Origin of the sequence: Candidatus Tumulicola sp. (assembly GCA_035601835.1) — a bacterium.
In the GTDB taxonomy this organism is placed as follows: domain Bacteria; phylum Vulcanimicrobiota; class Vulcanimicrobiia; order Eremiobacterales; family Eremiobacteraceae; genus DATNNM01.
This window is the reverse complement of the sequence record DATNNM010000009.1, coordinates 128,481-143,193: the sequence shown is the minus strand read 5'-3', so window position 1 is coordinate 143,193 and position 14,713 is coordinate 128,481. Positions and strand designations below refer to the sequence as shown.

Genomic DNA, 14,713 nt, shown 5'->3' with positions numbered 1-14,713 from the left:
CGGCCGCGCCACGAGATTGCTGCCGCTCATCCCGGAATCCCGGAAGCAATACGTCTTCGAACTCGTTCTCGGCGCGGCGACCGAGACCGGCGACGCGCGCGGGCGCGTGACCGAGCGCGCCGACGTGCCCGCCGGCTGGCAAGCAAAGCTGCCCGCCGTCGCGGCAGCCCTCGTCGGTCCGATTGATCAAGTCCCGCCGATGTACTCCGCGGTCAAGATCGAGGGAACACCGTTGTACGTCAGCGCGCGCAAGGGGCGCACCGTGGCTCGCCGCTCGCGGCGCACCTATGTCCACGAATTGCGCGTGCTGGAAAGCGCGGAGCGCACCGCCCGGCTGTTGGTGGAATGCGAAGCGGGCGCCTACGTGCGGTCGCTCTGCGAAGAACTCGGCCGCGGGCTCGGCCTGCCGGCGCACATGGGGCCGCTGCTTCGAACCGCTGCGGGGCCTTTCGCCCTGGCGGATTCCTACACGCCTGAAGAGATCGCCGCCGACCCGAGCGCATGCCTTGTCGACCCCTTAGGCGTGCTGCCGCACGAGCGCGTCGAAGTCGATGCGGCGGGAGCGGCGCGGTTCGCGCACGGTAACCCAGTGAAATCCGGAGCAGTTGCTGGCAGCAATGGCGACGTGATCGTCATGGCCGAAGGTCGAATCCTTGGCGTCGGTAGAGTGACGCAAGAAGGGGCGGTGGCGCTGATCGCCCCTCTGCGCGTCCTCGCCGACAAAACGACCTAAATGTGGTATGCCGGACTTTAGTCCGGCAAAAATGTAGTGCCGGGGCTTTAGCCCCGGAATCTCGAACCCTGACCACCGCATGCGAGTGGTCCGAAGCCTCGACGCGTATCATGCCGACGCCGATCTCCTCTTGACGATCGGCGTTTTCGACGGCGTTCACGTCGGCCATCGCTCCGTACTCGCGCGACTGATCTCCCAGCGCCGCGCCGGACAGATCGCCGGTGCGTTCACCTTTGAGCAGCACCCGCAAGAGTTTCTCCACCCGGGAACCCAGCCCAAGGCGCTCACCACGATCGAAGAAAAGATCAATCTGCTCGATGCATGCGGGCTCGACGTCCTCTTCGTGGTGCCGTTCGATGTGCGAATCCAAAGCCTCAACGCCGACACCTTCCTTCGCCGCGTTTTGCTGGAGAAGCTGCGCGTGCGCACGCTGATCGTGGGCGACAACTGGCGCTTCGGGAAAGATCGCGCCGGCGACGTCTTGCTCGCCAAGAGCGTGCTCGAAGAAGAAGGGTGCAAGTTCGAAGCCGAGTCGTTGTTGATGGAGGACGGCGAGCGCGTATCGAGCTCGCGCATCAGGCTGTTGATCCAAGAGCGCCGCTTCGCGGAAGCCGATGCGCTGCTCGGATCGCCATTCACGGTTCGAGGCATCGTCGCGCTCGGAGACGGACGCGGACACGAGCTCGGTTTCCCTACCGCGAATCTATCGGTACCCGCGAACAAACTCATCCCGCATGACGGGGTCTATCGTGCGACGGCCCACGTCGAAGGCCGTGACCAGTCGGCCCTGGTCAGCATCGGCGACAAGCCGACCTTCAACGGCACCGAAACGGCCGTCGAGGCACATCTGATCGACTTCCACGGCAGCATCTACGGCGAACAGGTCGGCCTAAGAGAGTGGAAGTTCATCCGCGAGCAACAGAAATTCGAAAACGCCGCCGCGCTCATCGCGCAGATGAAAAAAGACGCCAAATCATAAATGTAGCGACCTGAGCGAAGCTCGGGTTAGGAGGACACCATGTCGGCACGCACAGTGTTTCTCAGCAAGCTAATCGGTCTCTACTGCATCCTCCTCACGCTAACCATGGCTGTGAACAAGCAAGCGACGGTACAGACGGTGATAGCGCTCGTTCACAACGCGCCGGTTCTATACGTCTTCGGGTTGACGTTGGTGGCCGTCGGCCTAGCGATGATTCTGAGTCACAACGTCTGGTCGGGTGGTGCGGTGCCGGTCATCGTCACCATCATCGGTTGGCTGGCGCTGATAAAAGGGCTGCTCTTCTTGCTCCTGCCGCCTCCGACGGCAGTGGGAGTGATCCTCTGGGGGTCTACTTATGAGCGGTTCTTTTATCTGGACGCCGCGCTCGTATTTGTTCTAGGCGTCTACCTGACGTATTCGGGCTTCAAGTCCAAATGATCTCCGCCCGGTTCTCACAGATACCGGTCGAACCAATCCAGCAGCGCTTCTAAGCGCGCGATACGCAATTTCGGCGGGCCTGTTCGCGACAGACCGTGATCGGCCTCGGGCATGCGCAGCAATTCTACCTGATGTCCGCGCAGTCTCAAAGCGGCATAGAACTGCTCGGCCTGTTCGATCGGGCAACGGTAATCGCGCTCGCCGTGGATCAGCAGCAGCGGCGCGGACACCGCATCGGCATAAGTGAGCGATGAGTTGCGTCGGTAGACGTCCGGTATGTCCACCGGTCGACCGCCCATCTCATACAAGAGCAGGCGGCCGACTTCCGACGTTCCCCACAGACTCTCGAGATTCGTCGCGGCACGCATCGCGACCGCGGCGGAAAAACGCCGCGTGTGACTGATGGCCCACGTCGTCATGTAGCCGCCGTAGCTTCCACCGGCAACGCCAAGCCGCCGCTCGGCGATGCTCCCGCCGGCGATCGCCGCATCGAGCGCGGCCAGACAGTCCGCGAGCGCCGGCCCACCCCAATCGCCCACGATCGCCGCAGCGAATGGTTCCCCGTAGCCTTGACTGCCGCGGGGATTGCAATAGACGACGTCATAGCCCGCGGCGGCAAGCACCTGAAACTCGAAGAGGAAGGCGTCCGCGTACGCCGCGTGCGGTCCACCGTGGATCTGCAAGATGCATGGCCGTGGCCCGGGGCCATCGCCGCGCAGATGCCAGCCGTCAACCGATCCCGCGGGCCCGGTCGCGACGAAGCGCTCCGCCTCGCGGATCCCCATCGTCTCGCACCATGCGCTCGCGTCGTGTGTCAAGCGGCGCGCGCCGCTCTCGCCCAGTTCGAAAAGCTCAGGCGGCATGCCCGTGCTCGATGCGCACACCACGACGCGGCCCGAGCGCGCCGAAAAATTCATGACCGACATCCCGGGCGGCGAGAGCGCGCTAACCGCCAGGTCCGGCGTGACTCGGAAAAGGTGCGTCGCACCACGGCTCGTGCCCAGCACACCGAGCGCGCCGTCGGAGAGCCATTGCGGCGCGGTCGCGCTATTAGCTGCGCCGACATCCGTCAGGCTGTTGTCGCCGCAGGTCCATTCCTCCGACGGGGTGAGACATTGCGGAGCGCCGCCCGACGGCGCGATCGTGAAGAGCCGTTCGTTCGCCAGACCATACGCGCTGCGCGGGTTGTCGCGGCCACAAAACGCGATGCGCGAGCCATCGGGAGACCACGCCGGTCCCTCCAGCACGCCGCGCAAAGACAACAATTTCTGCGGCGTGCCGCCTTCGCGCAGGTCCGCGACCCACAACTCGCGCGGTTTGACGCCCTCGGCATCGACGTCGTGCTCGCCGGCAAAGGCGATGCGCGAGCCATCCGGCGACCAAGCCGGGCTACTCACGAAACCCGTGCCATCCGTCAGCGCGCGCGCATCCCCGCCCTCGACATCGACCAACCACAGGCGCGGAAAATCGTCGAAGTACCCGAGGCCATCGGCTCGATAGCGAATGCGTTTGATGCGGCGCCAACCACGCGCCTCCGCCTCAGCCTTATTCGTGGAGGGCGTCGCGATGACGGCCAGCCGCCGGCCGTCGGGCGACAGCGCGGCCTCGCTGACCGCCCCAGGAAGCGCAGGCGCGGGATAGGCCTCGCCGCCGCTGACGTCGATGAACCACAACTGCGCAGTGCCGCTGCGATCGGACACGAACAACAAACGGCGCCCGTCAGGCGACCATTGCGGATTCGTGTCGCGCGCGACGCCGTGCGTCAAAACCGTCGTCGAACCAGAAGTGCGATCGACCACGCGGATCCCCGCGCGATACGCATTCACACCGGCGTCGGCTCGCAGCAGTGAATAAGCAACGCAAGTGCCGTCCGGCGAGAGAGCGCCGCCGGTCACGATCGGGATCGAGTAAAGGTGGGAGGGAAGCAGTCGTCTGGCTGAGCGCGCGGCGTCGGTCGCTTGCACCGTCATGCACGCTGGCTTCAGGTGCGCGCGCGGGGGCTTCCTGCTAGTTGATCAGATCAGGGTGCTCGGACTTCACGCTCTCGTATGCGGCTTCCAGCAGCAGCGGATTCAAAAAATAACCGCGCGCCGCAGCGTCGCAGGGTTTGATGAGACCTTTTTCTTCCAAACTCTCAAGCGTGTCGCGCAAACGTTTGACGCCCATGCGCACGTGGCGAGCGAACTCCACGTGTCCGGGATAATTTTCTGTTGCGCAACGCCGGACCGTGCTCGTGGTCCATAGCCCCTCGAGCACGCGCTTCTCCGGCGCGCTCAGGACTGAGGCACCTGCGATCGCATCGAACAGCGAATCCCACAGGTGCAGACAGAACTGCTTCGTCCTGGGAGAATCGGGCTTGCTCATAGCAACTTACGAAACCCCGTCATGCGTCAAGCGCACTCGAACACGCGTTCGTAAAACTGTTGTTCGACTCCTTCCTGCCCGATAAGGCCAATATGGGTACATCACGCTCCTGGGGAATGGAGTAAATATGGCACACGCGATTTGGACCGGATCGATCAATTTCGGCCTGGTCACCATACCGATCAAGCTCTTCACGGCAGTGCGCGAGAACGAACTGCACTTCAATATGTTGCACGCCAAGGACAATGGACGCATCGGCTTCCAGCGCGTGTGCAATACGTGCGGCAAAAAAGTCGAGTGGAACGACATCGTCAAGGGCTACGAGTACGAAAAGGACCACTACGTCATCGTGTCCGACAAGGATCTCAAGGAAGCCAATGTCGAGGCGACCCAGTCCATCGACATCGTGCAATTCGTGAACCTGGACGAGATCAACCCGATGCACTTCGAGAAGCCGTACTATCTCGAGCCGGAGAAGAAGGGCAAGCACGCCTACGCGCTGCTGCGCGACGCGCTCGCCAAGTCCGGCAAAGTCGGCATAGCGCGCGTGGTGATCAAGACGCGCGAGCATCTCGCGGCGGTCAAGCCGCAAGGTGACGCGCTGATCCTTGAGATCATGCACTTCGCGGACGAGATCGTTGATGCTTCAGGTTTTGATTTTCCGAAAGCCAATGAGAAGGTGCCGCCCGCCGAGATGAAGGTCGCCATGATGCTCATCGACACGATGGCCGCGCCGTTCAAGCCGGAGGAATTCCACGACAAATATCGCGAGGACGTCATGGCCATGATCGAGGCGCGCGCCCAAGGCAAAGCCATGAAGAAGGCGCCCAAGAAGGCCGCGGCCTCTTCGAAACTGGTCGACCTCATGGACGTGCTGCAGCAAAGCCTCAGAGAGACCAAAGTGCGACGCAATGGCAAAGCCGACAACGGCAAGGTCGCCAAGAAAAAAGCGAAGGTCGCCCTCGCCCGCTAGCCTATCCGTTCTAATATGTCCGCTTTGATGTAGTGCCGGGGCTTTAGCCCCGGTCTTTTCACCTCTTTCCAATGATAGAAGCGCTGGAAACGCGCTATTCTCGAAACGTGACAGCATTGATCGTGGCGATCCTTGGATGCTTATCCGCCCTCTCAGCCGCCTGCGCTTCGCCGCCCTCGCTTGACTCGTGGCATCAGATCGCCGTCGGCGGCCTCGATCGCAACTATCTCGTCCACGTGCCCCCGGGACTCGATCCAAACCGCGCTCCCGCGATCGTCTTGAGTTTCCACGGCGGCGGCGGCCGCCCCATCGGCGAGGCGTACATCACCAAGATGAATCCGGTTGCGGATCGCCACGGATTCATCGTGGTCTATCCGGAGGGCACGCAGCGGCATTGGAACGACGGCTGGAAGGAAGAGGATCCAGTCGACGACGTCGCGTTCATTTCGGCGTTGATCGACGAGTTGAAGAAGACGTATCACGCAGACCCCAAGCGCATCTATGCCACGGGCATCTCCAACGGTGCGATGTTCTCGGAGCGCCTCGCCTGCCAGCTTTCGGACAAGATCGCGTCCATCGCGCCGGTGGCGGGGGCGATACGAACACCGATCGCGGCGAAATGCTCGCCGACCCGCCCGGTCTCCGTGCTCATGATCAACGGCAAGGCGGATCCGCTCGTGCCTTATAACGGCGGACAAGTCGTGGGCATGCGAGGTCCGGTGCTGTCGGCCGCCGCCGGGGTGGCCTTGTGGGTGCAGCACGACGGTTGCCGTAGGAACAGCCGCGCGAGTCTACCGGTCGTGGACAAAACCGACGCGACTCGCGTGCGCCTCGAGCTGCACGGCGGCTGCAATGCTGGAAATGAGGTCGCACTGTACTCGATCGACAACGGCGGACATACATGGCCGGGCGGGGCGAAGTACCTGCCGGTCTCGATCGTCGGATTGACGAGCAGGCAGATCAATGCCGACGAAGTCATCTGGAGTTTCTTCGCGCGCCACCCGATGCCCTAATGCCCGCCAGCCCGGATGTAGTGCCGGGGCTTTAGCCCCGGATCCCAACGAACCAATGTAGCGTTCCGAGCGAAGCTCGGACGTCGTTCTTCGCCTACCCCGTCGCCGCCGCCGTGGGCGGCTTGATCCAGCGCTCAGCCCACTCGGCTAAGGCCCGCACGGTGGACTCGAGTTCGGCGCCGCTTTCGGTGAGCACGTAGTCGACGCGCACCGGCCGTCCGCCCGCGACCACGCGGATAATGATGCCCGCTTCTTCCAACTCGCGCAGGCGCTCCGCCAGAAGCCGGTCCGAGAGCCCGGGAACGCCCGAGACGATCTCATTGAAGCGCCGCGGCCCGCCAAGGAGCAAGCGGATGATGGCCCCGGTCCAGCGCCGCCCCACGAGCTCGACAGCCTGGTGATAGCGGGGGCAAAATCCCCCCATCGCGTGGCCGCCCTTTTTGGCAGTCATCTTCTTGCTTGACATTGGCTCTCCCAAGTGCTAATCTTTCCCATAGGTTACCATAAGTAAGTAACTATTGCAAGGTAAGGGAGCGGTAAAAATCATGGAAATTGCAATCCTGCTGGCACGCCTGTTCTTGGGCTTAGCCCTGGCGGCGCACGGAGCGCAAAAGATCTTTGGCTGGTTCGGGGGCTACGGCATCAGGGGGACCGGCGGTTTCTTCGAAGGGCTCGGCTTCCGGCCAGGCACGCTGTTCGCTGCCGGGGCCGGGCTCGGTGAGTTCGGCGGCGGATTGCTGACCGCGCTCGGTCTCGGTGGTCCGATCGGACCAGCGCTCATTGTCATGGTCATGCTCGTGGCGCTGATCGTGGTGCACTGGAAGAACGGCTTTTTCGCCCCCAACGGCATCGAACTGACGCTGATGAACATCACCGGCGCGCTGCTGCTGACCTTCGTGGGACCAGGCTTGTATTCGGTCGACGCGTTGTTGGGCATCAACGCCGCGTGGCCGGAGAGCATCCGCTGGATCAGCCTGGCAGTCGCAGTGGTGCTGGCTCTCGTGAACATCGCGATCCGCCGGCCCGCGCCGGCGAAGGCCGCGGCCCAATCGTAAGCGACCATCAATCCGACCACAAAACGAGGCCCGCGGCGTGTCTGCTGCGGGCCTCTTCGATTCCCGCCGGGATATAAAAGCTAGCCCACGAGGTTTCCGTTGTCGACGACCTTCACGCCGTCGATGTAGACAGTGGCGTGCGTTATCGGAAACCCGAAGCCGAAGTTGCCGACCGTCTTCACGCTGCCGCCAAGCAGCTGATTGTCGCCGATGCTCACAAAGACGAGGCCCGCGCCGGGACCGGGATAATACGCCGCCCCGTTCTCTTCATGGTTCGGCCACGCCGGGTTCAATCCGATGGAAATATTCGAGAACTCCATCGTTGGACCGCCCGATGCGGCGACGAGTCCGTTGAAGCAGTCCAGGCCCGAAGCGGCCGTGAGCCCGCTCGCCATGCCGTTTTTGAGCGTAAAGGCCACATTCTTCATAACCCCAAACCGGCAGGCAGCGCGCGGCACGACGACTTTGCCGTTGGCCGATTTCTCGTTCGGAGCGACGGAGACGACTCCGTCCGGCAGCCCTGCGGAGCGGTCGACGAACTTGTGGCCTTTGGCCTGCGGGCCCGTGATGATGCCGTCGGTGAGATTCGGCATCCGGCCGGCGAGCTTAAAGGTGATGTCGGTGCCGGCTGGCGAGGTGATGCGGACGGTTTTGCCCACCGCCAGTTTGTGTTTGAGACTTTCGCCGGCGGCGGCGATCTTCGTGTAGTCGGCGCCCATCGCTCCCCACACCATGTTGACGTACGTAGCGCCATTGAGTTTGAATGACTTTCCGCGTTGATCCGTCGGGTAGGTGATGACCAGCGCGCGGTACTTCATGCCGTCAAGCAACGGCGTCAAGAATTCACCGGCTGCGTTGATCTCGCCCAGACGCTTGGCCGACACTCCCGCATCCAGGGCGGCGATGTCCGACGCGGGCGGCAGATTGATGTAGACGTCGATCGCCCTGTACCATGTCGCTTGGTAGCGCGGCTGTTGCGAGAGGAACTGTTCGGGCACCTCCGTGTCCAGCGACCGGATCACTTTGTCCGAGTCGAGCCACAGCGTCACCAGGCCGCCAGCCTTTTGGGCTTCGATGGCAAGGGCTTCCATTAACGGGATGGTGTGCTTACCACCCTCGATGACGACGACTTCGCCGGGCTGAACGGCGACCGACGTCGTGATGATGCGTTGCGCGAGCTGTTGGAGGTTGGGTGCGTCCGCTGCAGCGCGGGTCATCGTCAGCGAAAGCGCGACGGCGCTGAGCGCAAACGCCATAAGCAATCTGTTCATAGTAAACCGACCGACCTTTCTTTATGCGCTTAGTTGTTCGTTGTAGACACGTTGTACGTAAATGCGCAGACCGAACAACATGCCGGCGGCGAGCGCGAGCAGCGCGCTGCCGATGATCGCCGCTTCTGGTGGAAGCGACGCAAAACTCTGAGACGCCGCGGCTTGCGTTGGCGGCGCGAGGACGAAGCGAAGCCCGATGCGCGCCACGATGACTGTCAAGAAGATGAGATTTCCTAAAGGAGAGATCTTGATGTAGACTTTGCGAGCTGGCGCGTCCACGCGCACAGTCGTGTGCGTGCCCTGATAGAGGCCGATTCCAACCCCGGCTGCGAGTCCCAAGACGGATGCAGGCACGACCCAGACAGTCGAGGCGACGTCAATCGCGACGATCACGCCGGTCAGCAGCAAGAAGATGCTCGGCAGCACCCACATTCCGGGGACGCTCCATTTCTGTTCGCGGGTGGAGCGCCAGATGCGGAACGCGAGAACCGCCGCGATGACGACGACCGTGATGATCGCGACGCTGTGACTCATACGGTTCGCTTCGCCCGGACCCTACGGAGTCTCCCGCACGCGCTCGGCGTCGCGTTTGCCCTGCTCGATCGCCGCGTCGATGCGGTCTTGTTTGTCAAAGTCGAGCACGGACAGCCCGATCGGGGCTTGCGGACTGATGGTTCGGATCGTGACGTAGCGTCGGTCCGGCGCCCGGCCGGCCATCACTGCCTCATTGATCGTCGCAGCAAGACGGAGATCGCGCTCGATCATTCGCTGCTGCATGACGTCGTGGCTGACCATCGCGATGTCCCCGATGGACGAGATCTGCCAGTTCGGCGGGCGCAAATCGGGGCGGTCCATGTGGATCACGGTCACGTCGTCGGCGCCCGCGTGAATGGCATGGTTGATGGGTGCGTTGCCGGTGACGCCGCCATCGACATACAGGCATGCTTCGCACGCCGCGTCCGAAATGATCACCGGGGAGAAGGCGCCTGGTATGGCGGAGGATGCGCGCACCGCATCAAGATAATTTGCTTCGGTCATCGGATGGCCGAACGGTTCCCGCTCCGCGAAATACTTCGTATCTTCGTCGGCACCCTGACCAGCGAAATAATAGAATGCTTCCGGCCTTCCCCGCGTCAGGTTGGTCACGGCCACGACCAGCGTACGCTTGAGCGACGCATATCTCACGTGCGGCCCAAGCACGTCGGCGAAGGGCTGCGAGCTGAGCGCGCCGAGCAAGTGAGTAAGCTTGCCGGGTGAATCTACCTTCGCGTAGTCCTGGGCCAGGTGAACGATGAGCCCCGCCCGGCGCGTCAGCGGACTTGCGGAAAGGTGCCGAAGGTCCGAGGCGACTTTCGCCAGTGCGTCGATCTCGGGCGCCAGGCGGATCACCTTGCTCGATGCGATCGATCTCCAGAGCCGCTCGAGCTGCTCTACCTCATCTTGTGCGATGAACGCTCCGTTGATGGCGCCGATGGACGTGCCGCAGATGATGTCGAAGCGTTCGTGCTTGAGCAACGTCAGGGCGGCGCCAGCCTCGTAAGCGCCCCGGGCGCCGCCACCGCTGAGAATGAGGGCCTTCATGACCGTCATCGCTTCTCGCTTCAGGTGACAAATGACTTGCCCGCACAACCAGACAACAGGACTTAGTATGAAACAGCGCAGGCCTGGCCCTGACGGGCCGCTCGTCTCGGCGATCGGCCTCGGATGCATGGGCATGTCCGAGTTCTACGGGCCGACGGACGACCAAGAATCGATCGCGACGATTCATCGCGCAATCGAATTGGGCTGCAATTTTTTAGACACCGCCGACATGTACGGACCCTTCAAGAACGAAGAATTAGTCGGCCGTGCCATCGAGGGGCGGCGCAAAGAAGTGTTCTTGGCGACCAAGTTTGGCAACGAACGCAGTGCGGATGGCTCGTGGATCTCGATAAACGGCAAGCCGGACTATGTCAAGCGCGCCTGCGAAGCCTCGCTCAAACGCCTGCGCGTCGACACGATCGATCTGTACTATCAGCATCGCGTCGATAAGACCGTGCCGATCGAGGAGACGGTCGGCGCTATGGGGGAGCTCGTCAAGGCGGGCAAAGTGCGCTACCTCGGCCTGAGCGAGGCCGCGCCGGCGACGCTGCGGCGAGCGCACGCAGTGCATCGGATATCGGCGCTGCAGACCGAATACTCGCTCTTCGCGCGCGACGTCGAAGACGAAATACTTCCCACGGTTCGCAAGCTCGGCGTCGGCTTTGTCGCCTATAGTCCGCTCGGGCGCGGGCTGTTGACCGGTGCCATCACCAAATCAGAGGATTTTGCCGAAGGCGATGGCCGTAAGACCGAGCGCTATCCGAGATTTCAGGGCGACAACTTCAAGCACAACCTCGAGCTTGTCGAACTGCTCAAGCAGATCGCCACAAAGAAATCGATCACGCCGGCGCAGCTCGCGCTGGCGTGGCTGTTGCATCAAGGCCCCGACATCGTGCCGATCCCGGGTACGAGGCACCGAAAAAGGCTGGAAGAGAACTGTGCGGCCGTGGACATCGAATTGACGAAAGAAGACCTGGAACGGATCGACGCCGTTGCGCGACCCGGTGCGTTCGCTGGTCAACGCTACGCCGACATGAGCAACGTCAACGTGTGAGCATTAGGGGCGCCGTTCATTGGCGATGTATAGGCCGACCCCCAGAACGAGAATTACCATCACTAGGATGAGCGCACCGACTTCCGAGGTGATGCATCCGGCGGGATAATACCAACGAGCGCAATTCAAGCTGCCCTGAGTCGCGTTGAGCAGGTGAAGCGCGGCGAGGAGGATTCCGGCGATGACGCCAGCGATGATGAGCGGCCGCACAACTGCTTTGCTCATGCTAATAACCCTCCGGCTCATCTCCCTCCGGGTCTAGGTCGGCCTCTAAGGCGTCAGGATTGTTCGCATTCGGATTCTTTTCCGGATGCGCACCGGGAGCCATTCGCGGAAGCAATACAGCCGCCGCGACCGCAAGAACAAGGAAGATGACTAGCGGGACCACGGCTCAGCGCTCAAGCGCAGCGGCATCGCCGAGGTTTGAGTTGCCCTCAAGGAACTTGATTCCGCCGACCTCCTCGGCATGCGCTCCGGTGTAACGCAGGATGTAGAGCCCATTGCGCACGTCGACGACGTAGATCAGACCATCCTTGATGATCGGATAACTCCAAAGGATGGTCTTATTCGGTCCGCGGCTGAGAGCCGGGTCTTCGGTCGCCACGCTCGCGAGCGTGTCGGGGGAAAACCCGGCCGCACGCACCGGGTGCGCAGCGTCGCTGATGTCGGTCACTTGCAAGCCGCCCGAATGCCACGCCACGATAGCCAGATCCCGCAGCACGGTCGGGTTATGGGAGGAGTAGCTGGTGAACTGCTCGGTTCCGGCGTCATCGTACGGCCCGCCGCAGAATGATTGTTCATCCCGGGGGTCCTTGAACTCGGAGACGATCTTTGGATGAGCCTGATCGGAGATGTCGATGAGCCGCTCCCAGCCCCACGGGCAGCCGAACTTGGGATCGGTGAAGGTGCCGTACACTTCGTCGGTCGTCACGACGAGCGGCCGCCCCGGCACCTTCACGGCCGAGTGGCCGTTCGCGCATTCCTTCCGGCAGTTGTTGGGCACCGCGCGCGGATCAGCCGGCGTCTGTCCCCACACCGGCCTGCTGACCGGTGAGGTGATGAGATCGCCGTTGAGGGACAGCACGAGCCCCGGCGTCGTGTTTTTCACGACTGATGCGGTGTTCAAAATGAGAAACTGGCCGGCTTCCATCGAGAGGAAGGCTCGAGTGCCGTCGGCCGAGACGCTAATCGAATGGAGGAATAGATTGCAGTCATATGGTCCACACGTCTGGCTCGAAGCCGAAACCAGCGGGTAGTCGGGGCGGTCGGTGCCGGGATAGAGGTTGTTCCAATTCGCCTCGGCGATCTCAACCACGTGCCCGCTCCGACTCACTCGGCTGATATCCGCGACGATCAAGTTCGGTATGGACGGGTCTTTTGATGTGGTCGGGGTTGAGAGATAGAGCAAGGCTCGGTTGCGGTTGCTCGGATCGACCCACAAGAACATCTCGTGCGGCTTGACCTGTTTGCCGGCCTTCGATGTCGGCACGAAACGCGAGATAAAGCGGGGTTGCAACGGATCGCTCAAGTCGAAAAACGCCAAATCGAACGGGAACTGCGCATCGGTGCCGCTTTGACAGGCGTGGATCGTGCGGCTGCACCGGAAGTCCATCACGATGAGAAGCTTCTGGTCGGGCCAGACCCGCAGCTCGCGGGTTGTGATTCCGACGTTGCCCGCGTACGGCTTTCCGATCTCGCCCACGACCTTCAGGTTAGCGGGATCCCTAACATCGACGATCAGGATTCCCGGATGTGGGTGAGGGCACGTGTCTCCGGACGGCAGGCCGGTCGCTCCGACGCAGATGGCCGAGCTATCGGTGCGATTGCCGACGTACACGAAATGGTCGTAGACGGCCAGCGCGGCGTTCATCCCACGGTTGAAGAGCGGATCGTGTCCGATGAGCTTGACGTTCCATTCGGAGATCGTCGCGAAAACTTCAGGCGTCGCGCGATTAGCCGTACCCACCCACATGAGAAGGGTCAAAGCGAACAAGGCCGCGAGGACGACTAGACCGGACCTTAGGATAATCATGGGGCTAGCGTTTCCAAACAAGAAACGCTCTACCTCCGTATCCTCACGGTCTGGGTCTCCGCCTCCCAAGCCGAACGGGAATAGGATCCCTTTCGCTGAGGAGCAGTCGCTCGTCCGCGAAAAAACTGAGATACTTCGGCGCTATAAGTAAATCAAGGCCAGCGAGTTCCGGGCGTTCCGGAATAGCCACCGCCCGTAGTTGAACGAGTTCGAAGTCTCGGAAAGATTCCCAAACATCCCAGTCCCAAAAGCTGATGAATTTCAAGTCTGCGTCGGGCTCGTGAAGCGTGGTTTCACACCAATGCCGCCCGTCGTCGAGCTCGACGGGAAATAAAGCAGGTAAGCCCTTTGGAGGCACATCGTACATCACGTTGATGGCTTCGTAATACCCGTTTGGCGCAGTCGGCGCAATCTGGAACTCTGCCAGAACAAGCGCAAAAAATAGCGCGTCGTTGACGTTTATGAAGTCGTGCTGAGCGTCAAAGGCGAAATCGAGGAAATATGAATTCCAAACGTGACGCGCGCACTCTCGGTATCGCCGAAATGCGGGCGTGAGATCGCGCAATCGCTCCGAGCTTCCCATCGTGCTCCCCTCTTGGTGCCGTTTCGGATCCACAATTAGCTCCCCGTGAAGCACTTGGCGTCAACAACAACCATTGTCCCTTCAAAATAGCAAAAAGCCTCGGCCGAGCCAAGGCGAAATGGTTGCGGGGGATGGATTCGAGCACCTCGCAGCCAGTATGAACCAACGATTTCGACATGTCTTACCTTCCGCAAAGTGTTGCGCTCGGTGGCGTCCACGTCCTAGTCCCTTGTGTGGCAAGGGACCGCGGCAGTAGAGCCGAGCGGATCGTTGCATGATAGGTTAGCGCAGGACAACTGACGGGTACACTGGGCAGGAGCTGGTCCTTTAAGGAGGTGTCGAAATGAAAACGATGACATGTAAGGATCTCGGCGGAACGTGTGACGAAAAATTGTCAGCCAGTTCATGGGACGAAATGGTTAAGACCATGACGAAACACGTGATGGCGAATCACCCTGATGTGGCGAAACAAATGGAAAAGATGCACAACGAAGACCCCAGCAAATGGGGCAAAGAAACGAAGCCCAAGTGGGATGCGGCTCCTGAAGCGTAAGCTTTACGGATCACTATTAGTTTCGGACACGACGAAAACAATCGCGCAATCCCCTAGATCAGAGGGGATTGCGCTACCTGCAAT

17 protein-coding genes are annotated in these 14,713 nt (G+C 61.6%); 8 read left to right on the top strand and 9 right to left on the bottom strand.

The window, feature by feature from the left end:
• From VN934_04090 to VN934_04080, 3 genes are all read left to right on the top strand, one after another.
• On the top strand, positions 1 to 733 hold a 733-nt coding region (locus VN934_04090; GenBank protein ID HXM17973.1), incomplete at its 5' end, for a tRNA pseudouridine(55) synthase TruB.
• A gap of 79 nt (positions 734 to 812) precedes the next feature.
• Entirely contained in the window at positions 813 to 1,712 is a 900-nt protein-coding gene (gene ribF / locus VN934_04085) for a riboflavin biosynthesis protein RibF (protein ID HXM17972.1), read from the top strand.
• Positions 1,713 to 1,751: 39 nt separating this feature from the next.
• The gene (locus VN934_04080) at positions 1,752 to 2,150 is read left to right on the top strand and encodes a hypothetical protein (GenBank protein HXM17971.1); all 399 of its coding nucleotides are present in this window, start codon (positions 1,752 to 1,754) and stop codon (positions 2,148 to 2,150) included.
• Positions 2,151 to 2,164: 14 nt separating this feature from the next.
• Here VN934_04080 and VN934_04075 read toward each other — a convergent pair whose 3' ends face one another.
• Both VN934_04075 and VN934_04070 read right to left on the bottom strand, forming a co-directional pair.
• Positions 2,165 to 4,120, bottom strand: coding sequence for a S9 family peptidase (locus VN934_04075; protein ID HXM17970.1), 1,956 nt, complete (start codon positions 4,118 to 4,120; stop codon positions 2,165 to 2,167).
• A 37-nt stretch (positions 4,121 to 4,157) separates the two neighbouring features.
• Positions 4,158 to 4,514, bottom strand: coding sequence for a hypothetical protein (locus tag VN934_04070; protein HXM17969.1), 357 nt, complete (start codon positions 4,512 to 4,514; stop codon positions 4,158 to 4,160).
• A 127-nt stretch (positions 4,515 to 4,641) separates the two neighbouring features.
• Here VN934_04070 and VN934_04065 point away from each other — a divergent pair, with 127 nt between their 5' ends.
• On the top strand, positions 4,642 to 5,487 hold the full coding sequence (locus VN934_04065) for a Ku protein (protein HXM17968.1): 846 nt from the start codon (positions 4,642 to 4,644) through the stop codon (positions 5,485 to 5,487).
• A gap of 71 nt (positions 5,488 to 5,558) precedes the next feature.
• Positions 5,559 to 6,500 carry a PHB depolymerase family esterase gene (locus VN934_04060; GenBank protein HXM17967.1) on the top strand — a complete coding sequence of 314 codons (942 nt, stop codon included), beginning with the start codon at positions 5,559 to 5,561 and terminating at the stop codon, positions 6,498 to 6,500.
• Between the two features lie 94 nt (positions 6,501 to 6,594).
• Here VN934_04060 and VN934_04055 read toward each other — a convergent pair whose 3' ends face one another.
• A complete protein-coding gene (locus VN934_04055) occupies positions 6,595 to 6,966 on the bottom strand; it encodes a helix-turn-helix domain-containing protein (GenBank protein ID HXM17966.1) in 372 nt (123 codons plus the stop codon).
• A 79-nt stretch (positions 6,967 to 7,045) separates the two neighbouring features.
• Here VN934_04055 and VN934_04050 point away from each other — a divergent pair, with 79 nt between their 5' ends.
• Positions 7,046 to 7,555, top strand: coding sequence for a DoxX family protein (locus VN934_04050; GenBank protein ID HXM17965.1), 510 nt, complete (start codon positions 7,046 to 7,048; stop codon positions 7,553 to 7,555).
• Between the two features lie 80 nt (positions 7,556 to 7,635).
• Here the strand turns inward: VN934_04050 and VN934_04045 are convergent, their stop codons facing one another.
• Genes VN934_04045 through VN934_04035 form a run of 3 tightly spaced genes read right to left on the bottom strand, consistent with a single transcriptional unit; the run spans position 7,636 to position 10,407 of the window.
• Positions 7,636 to 8,826, bottom strand: coding sequence for an aminopeptidase (locus VN934_04045; protein ID HXM17964.1), 1,191 nt, complete (start codon positions 8,824 to 8,826; stop codon positions 7,636 to 7,638).
• Positions 8,827 to 8,847: 21 nt separating this feature from the next.
• Entirely contained in the window at positions 8,848 to 9,360 is a 513-nt protein-coding gene (locus VN934_04040) for a hypothetical protein (protein ID HXM17963.1), read from the bottom strand.
• A 21-nt stretch (positions 9,361 to 9,381) separates the two neighbouring features.
• Positions 9,382 to 10,407, bottom strand: coding sequence for a patatin-like phospholipase family protein (locus VN934_04035; protein HXM17962.1), 1,026 nt, complete (start codon positions 10,405 to 10,407; stop codon positions 9,382 to 9,384).
• Positions 10,408 to 10,474: 67 nt separating this feature from the next.
• On the opposite strand from VN934_04035, the gene VN934_04030 reads away from it, so the two are divergent.
• A complete protein-coding gene (locus tag VN934_04030; protein ID HXM17961.1) occupies positions 10,475 to 11,461 on the top strand; it encodes an aldo/keto reductase in 987 nt (328 codons plus the stop codon).
• A gap of 3 nt (positions 11,462 to 11,464) precedes the next feature.
• On the opposite strand, the gene VN934_04025 is transcribed toward VN934_04030, so the two are convergent.
• The 3 genes from VN934_04025 to VN934_04015 form a co-directional block, all read right to left on the bottom strand.
• A complete protein-coding gene (locus VN934_04025) occupies positions 11,465 to 11,686 on the bottom strand; it encodes a hypothetical protein (protein ID HXM17960.1) in 222 nt (73 codons plus the stop codon).
• A 166-nt stretch (positions 11,687 to 11,852) separates the two neighbouring features.
• Positions 11,853 to 13,454, bottom strand: a complete 1,602-nt coding sequence (locus VN934_04020) for a hypothetical protein (GenBank protein HXM17959.1) — start codon at positions 13,452 to 13,454, stop codon at positions 11,853 to 11,855.
• Positions 13,455 to 13,536: 82 nt separating this feature from the next.
• Positions 13,537 to 14,058, bottom strand: coding sequence for a hypothetical protein (locus VN934_04015; GenBank protein ID HXM17958.1), 522 nt, complete (start codon positions 14,056 to 14,058; stop codon positions 13,537 to 13,539).
• A 361-nt stretch (positions 14,059 to 14,419) separates the two neighbouring features.
• Between VN934_04015 and VN934_04010 the strand changes: the two genes are divergently transcribed.
• A complete protein-coding gene (locus tag VN934_04010) occupies positions 14,420 to 14,629 on the top strand; it encodes a DUF1059 domain-containing protein (GenBank protein HXM17957.1) in 210 nt (69 codons plus the stop codon).
• Positions 14,630 to 14,713 lie beyond the last annotated feature (84 nt).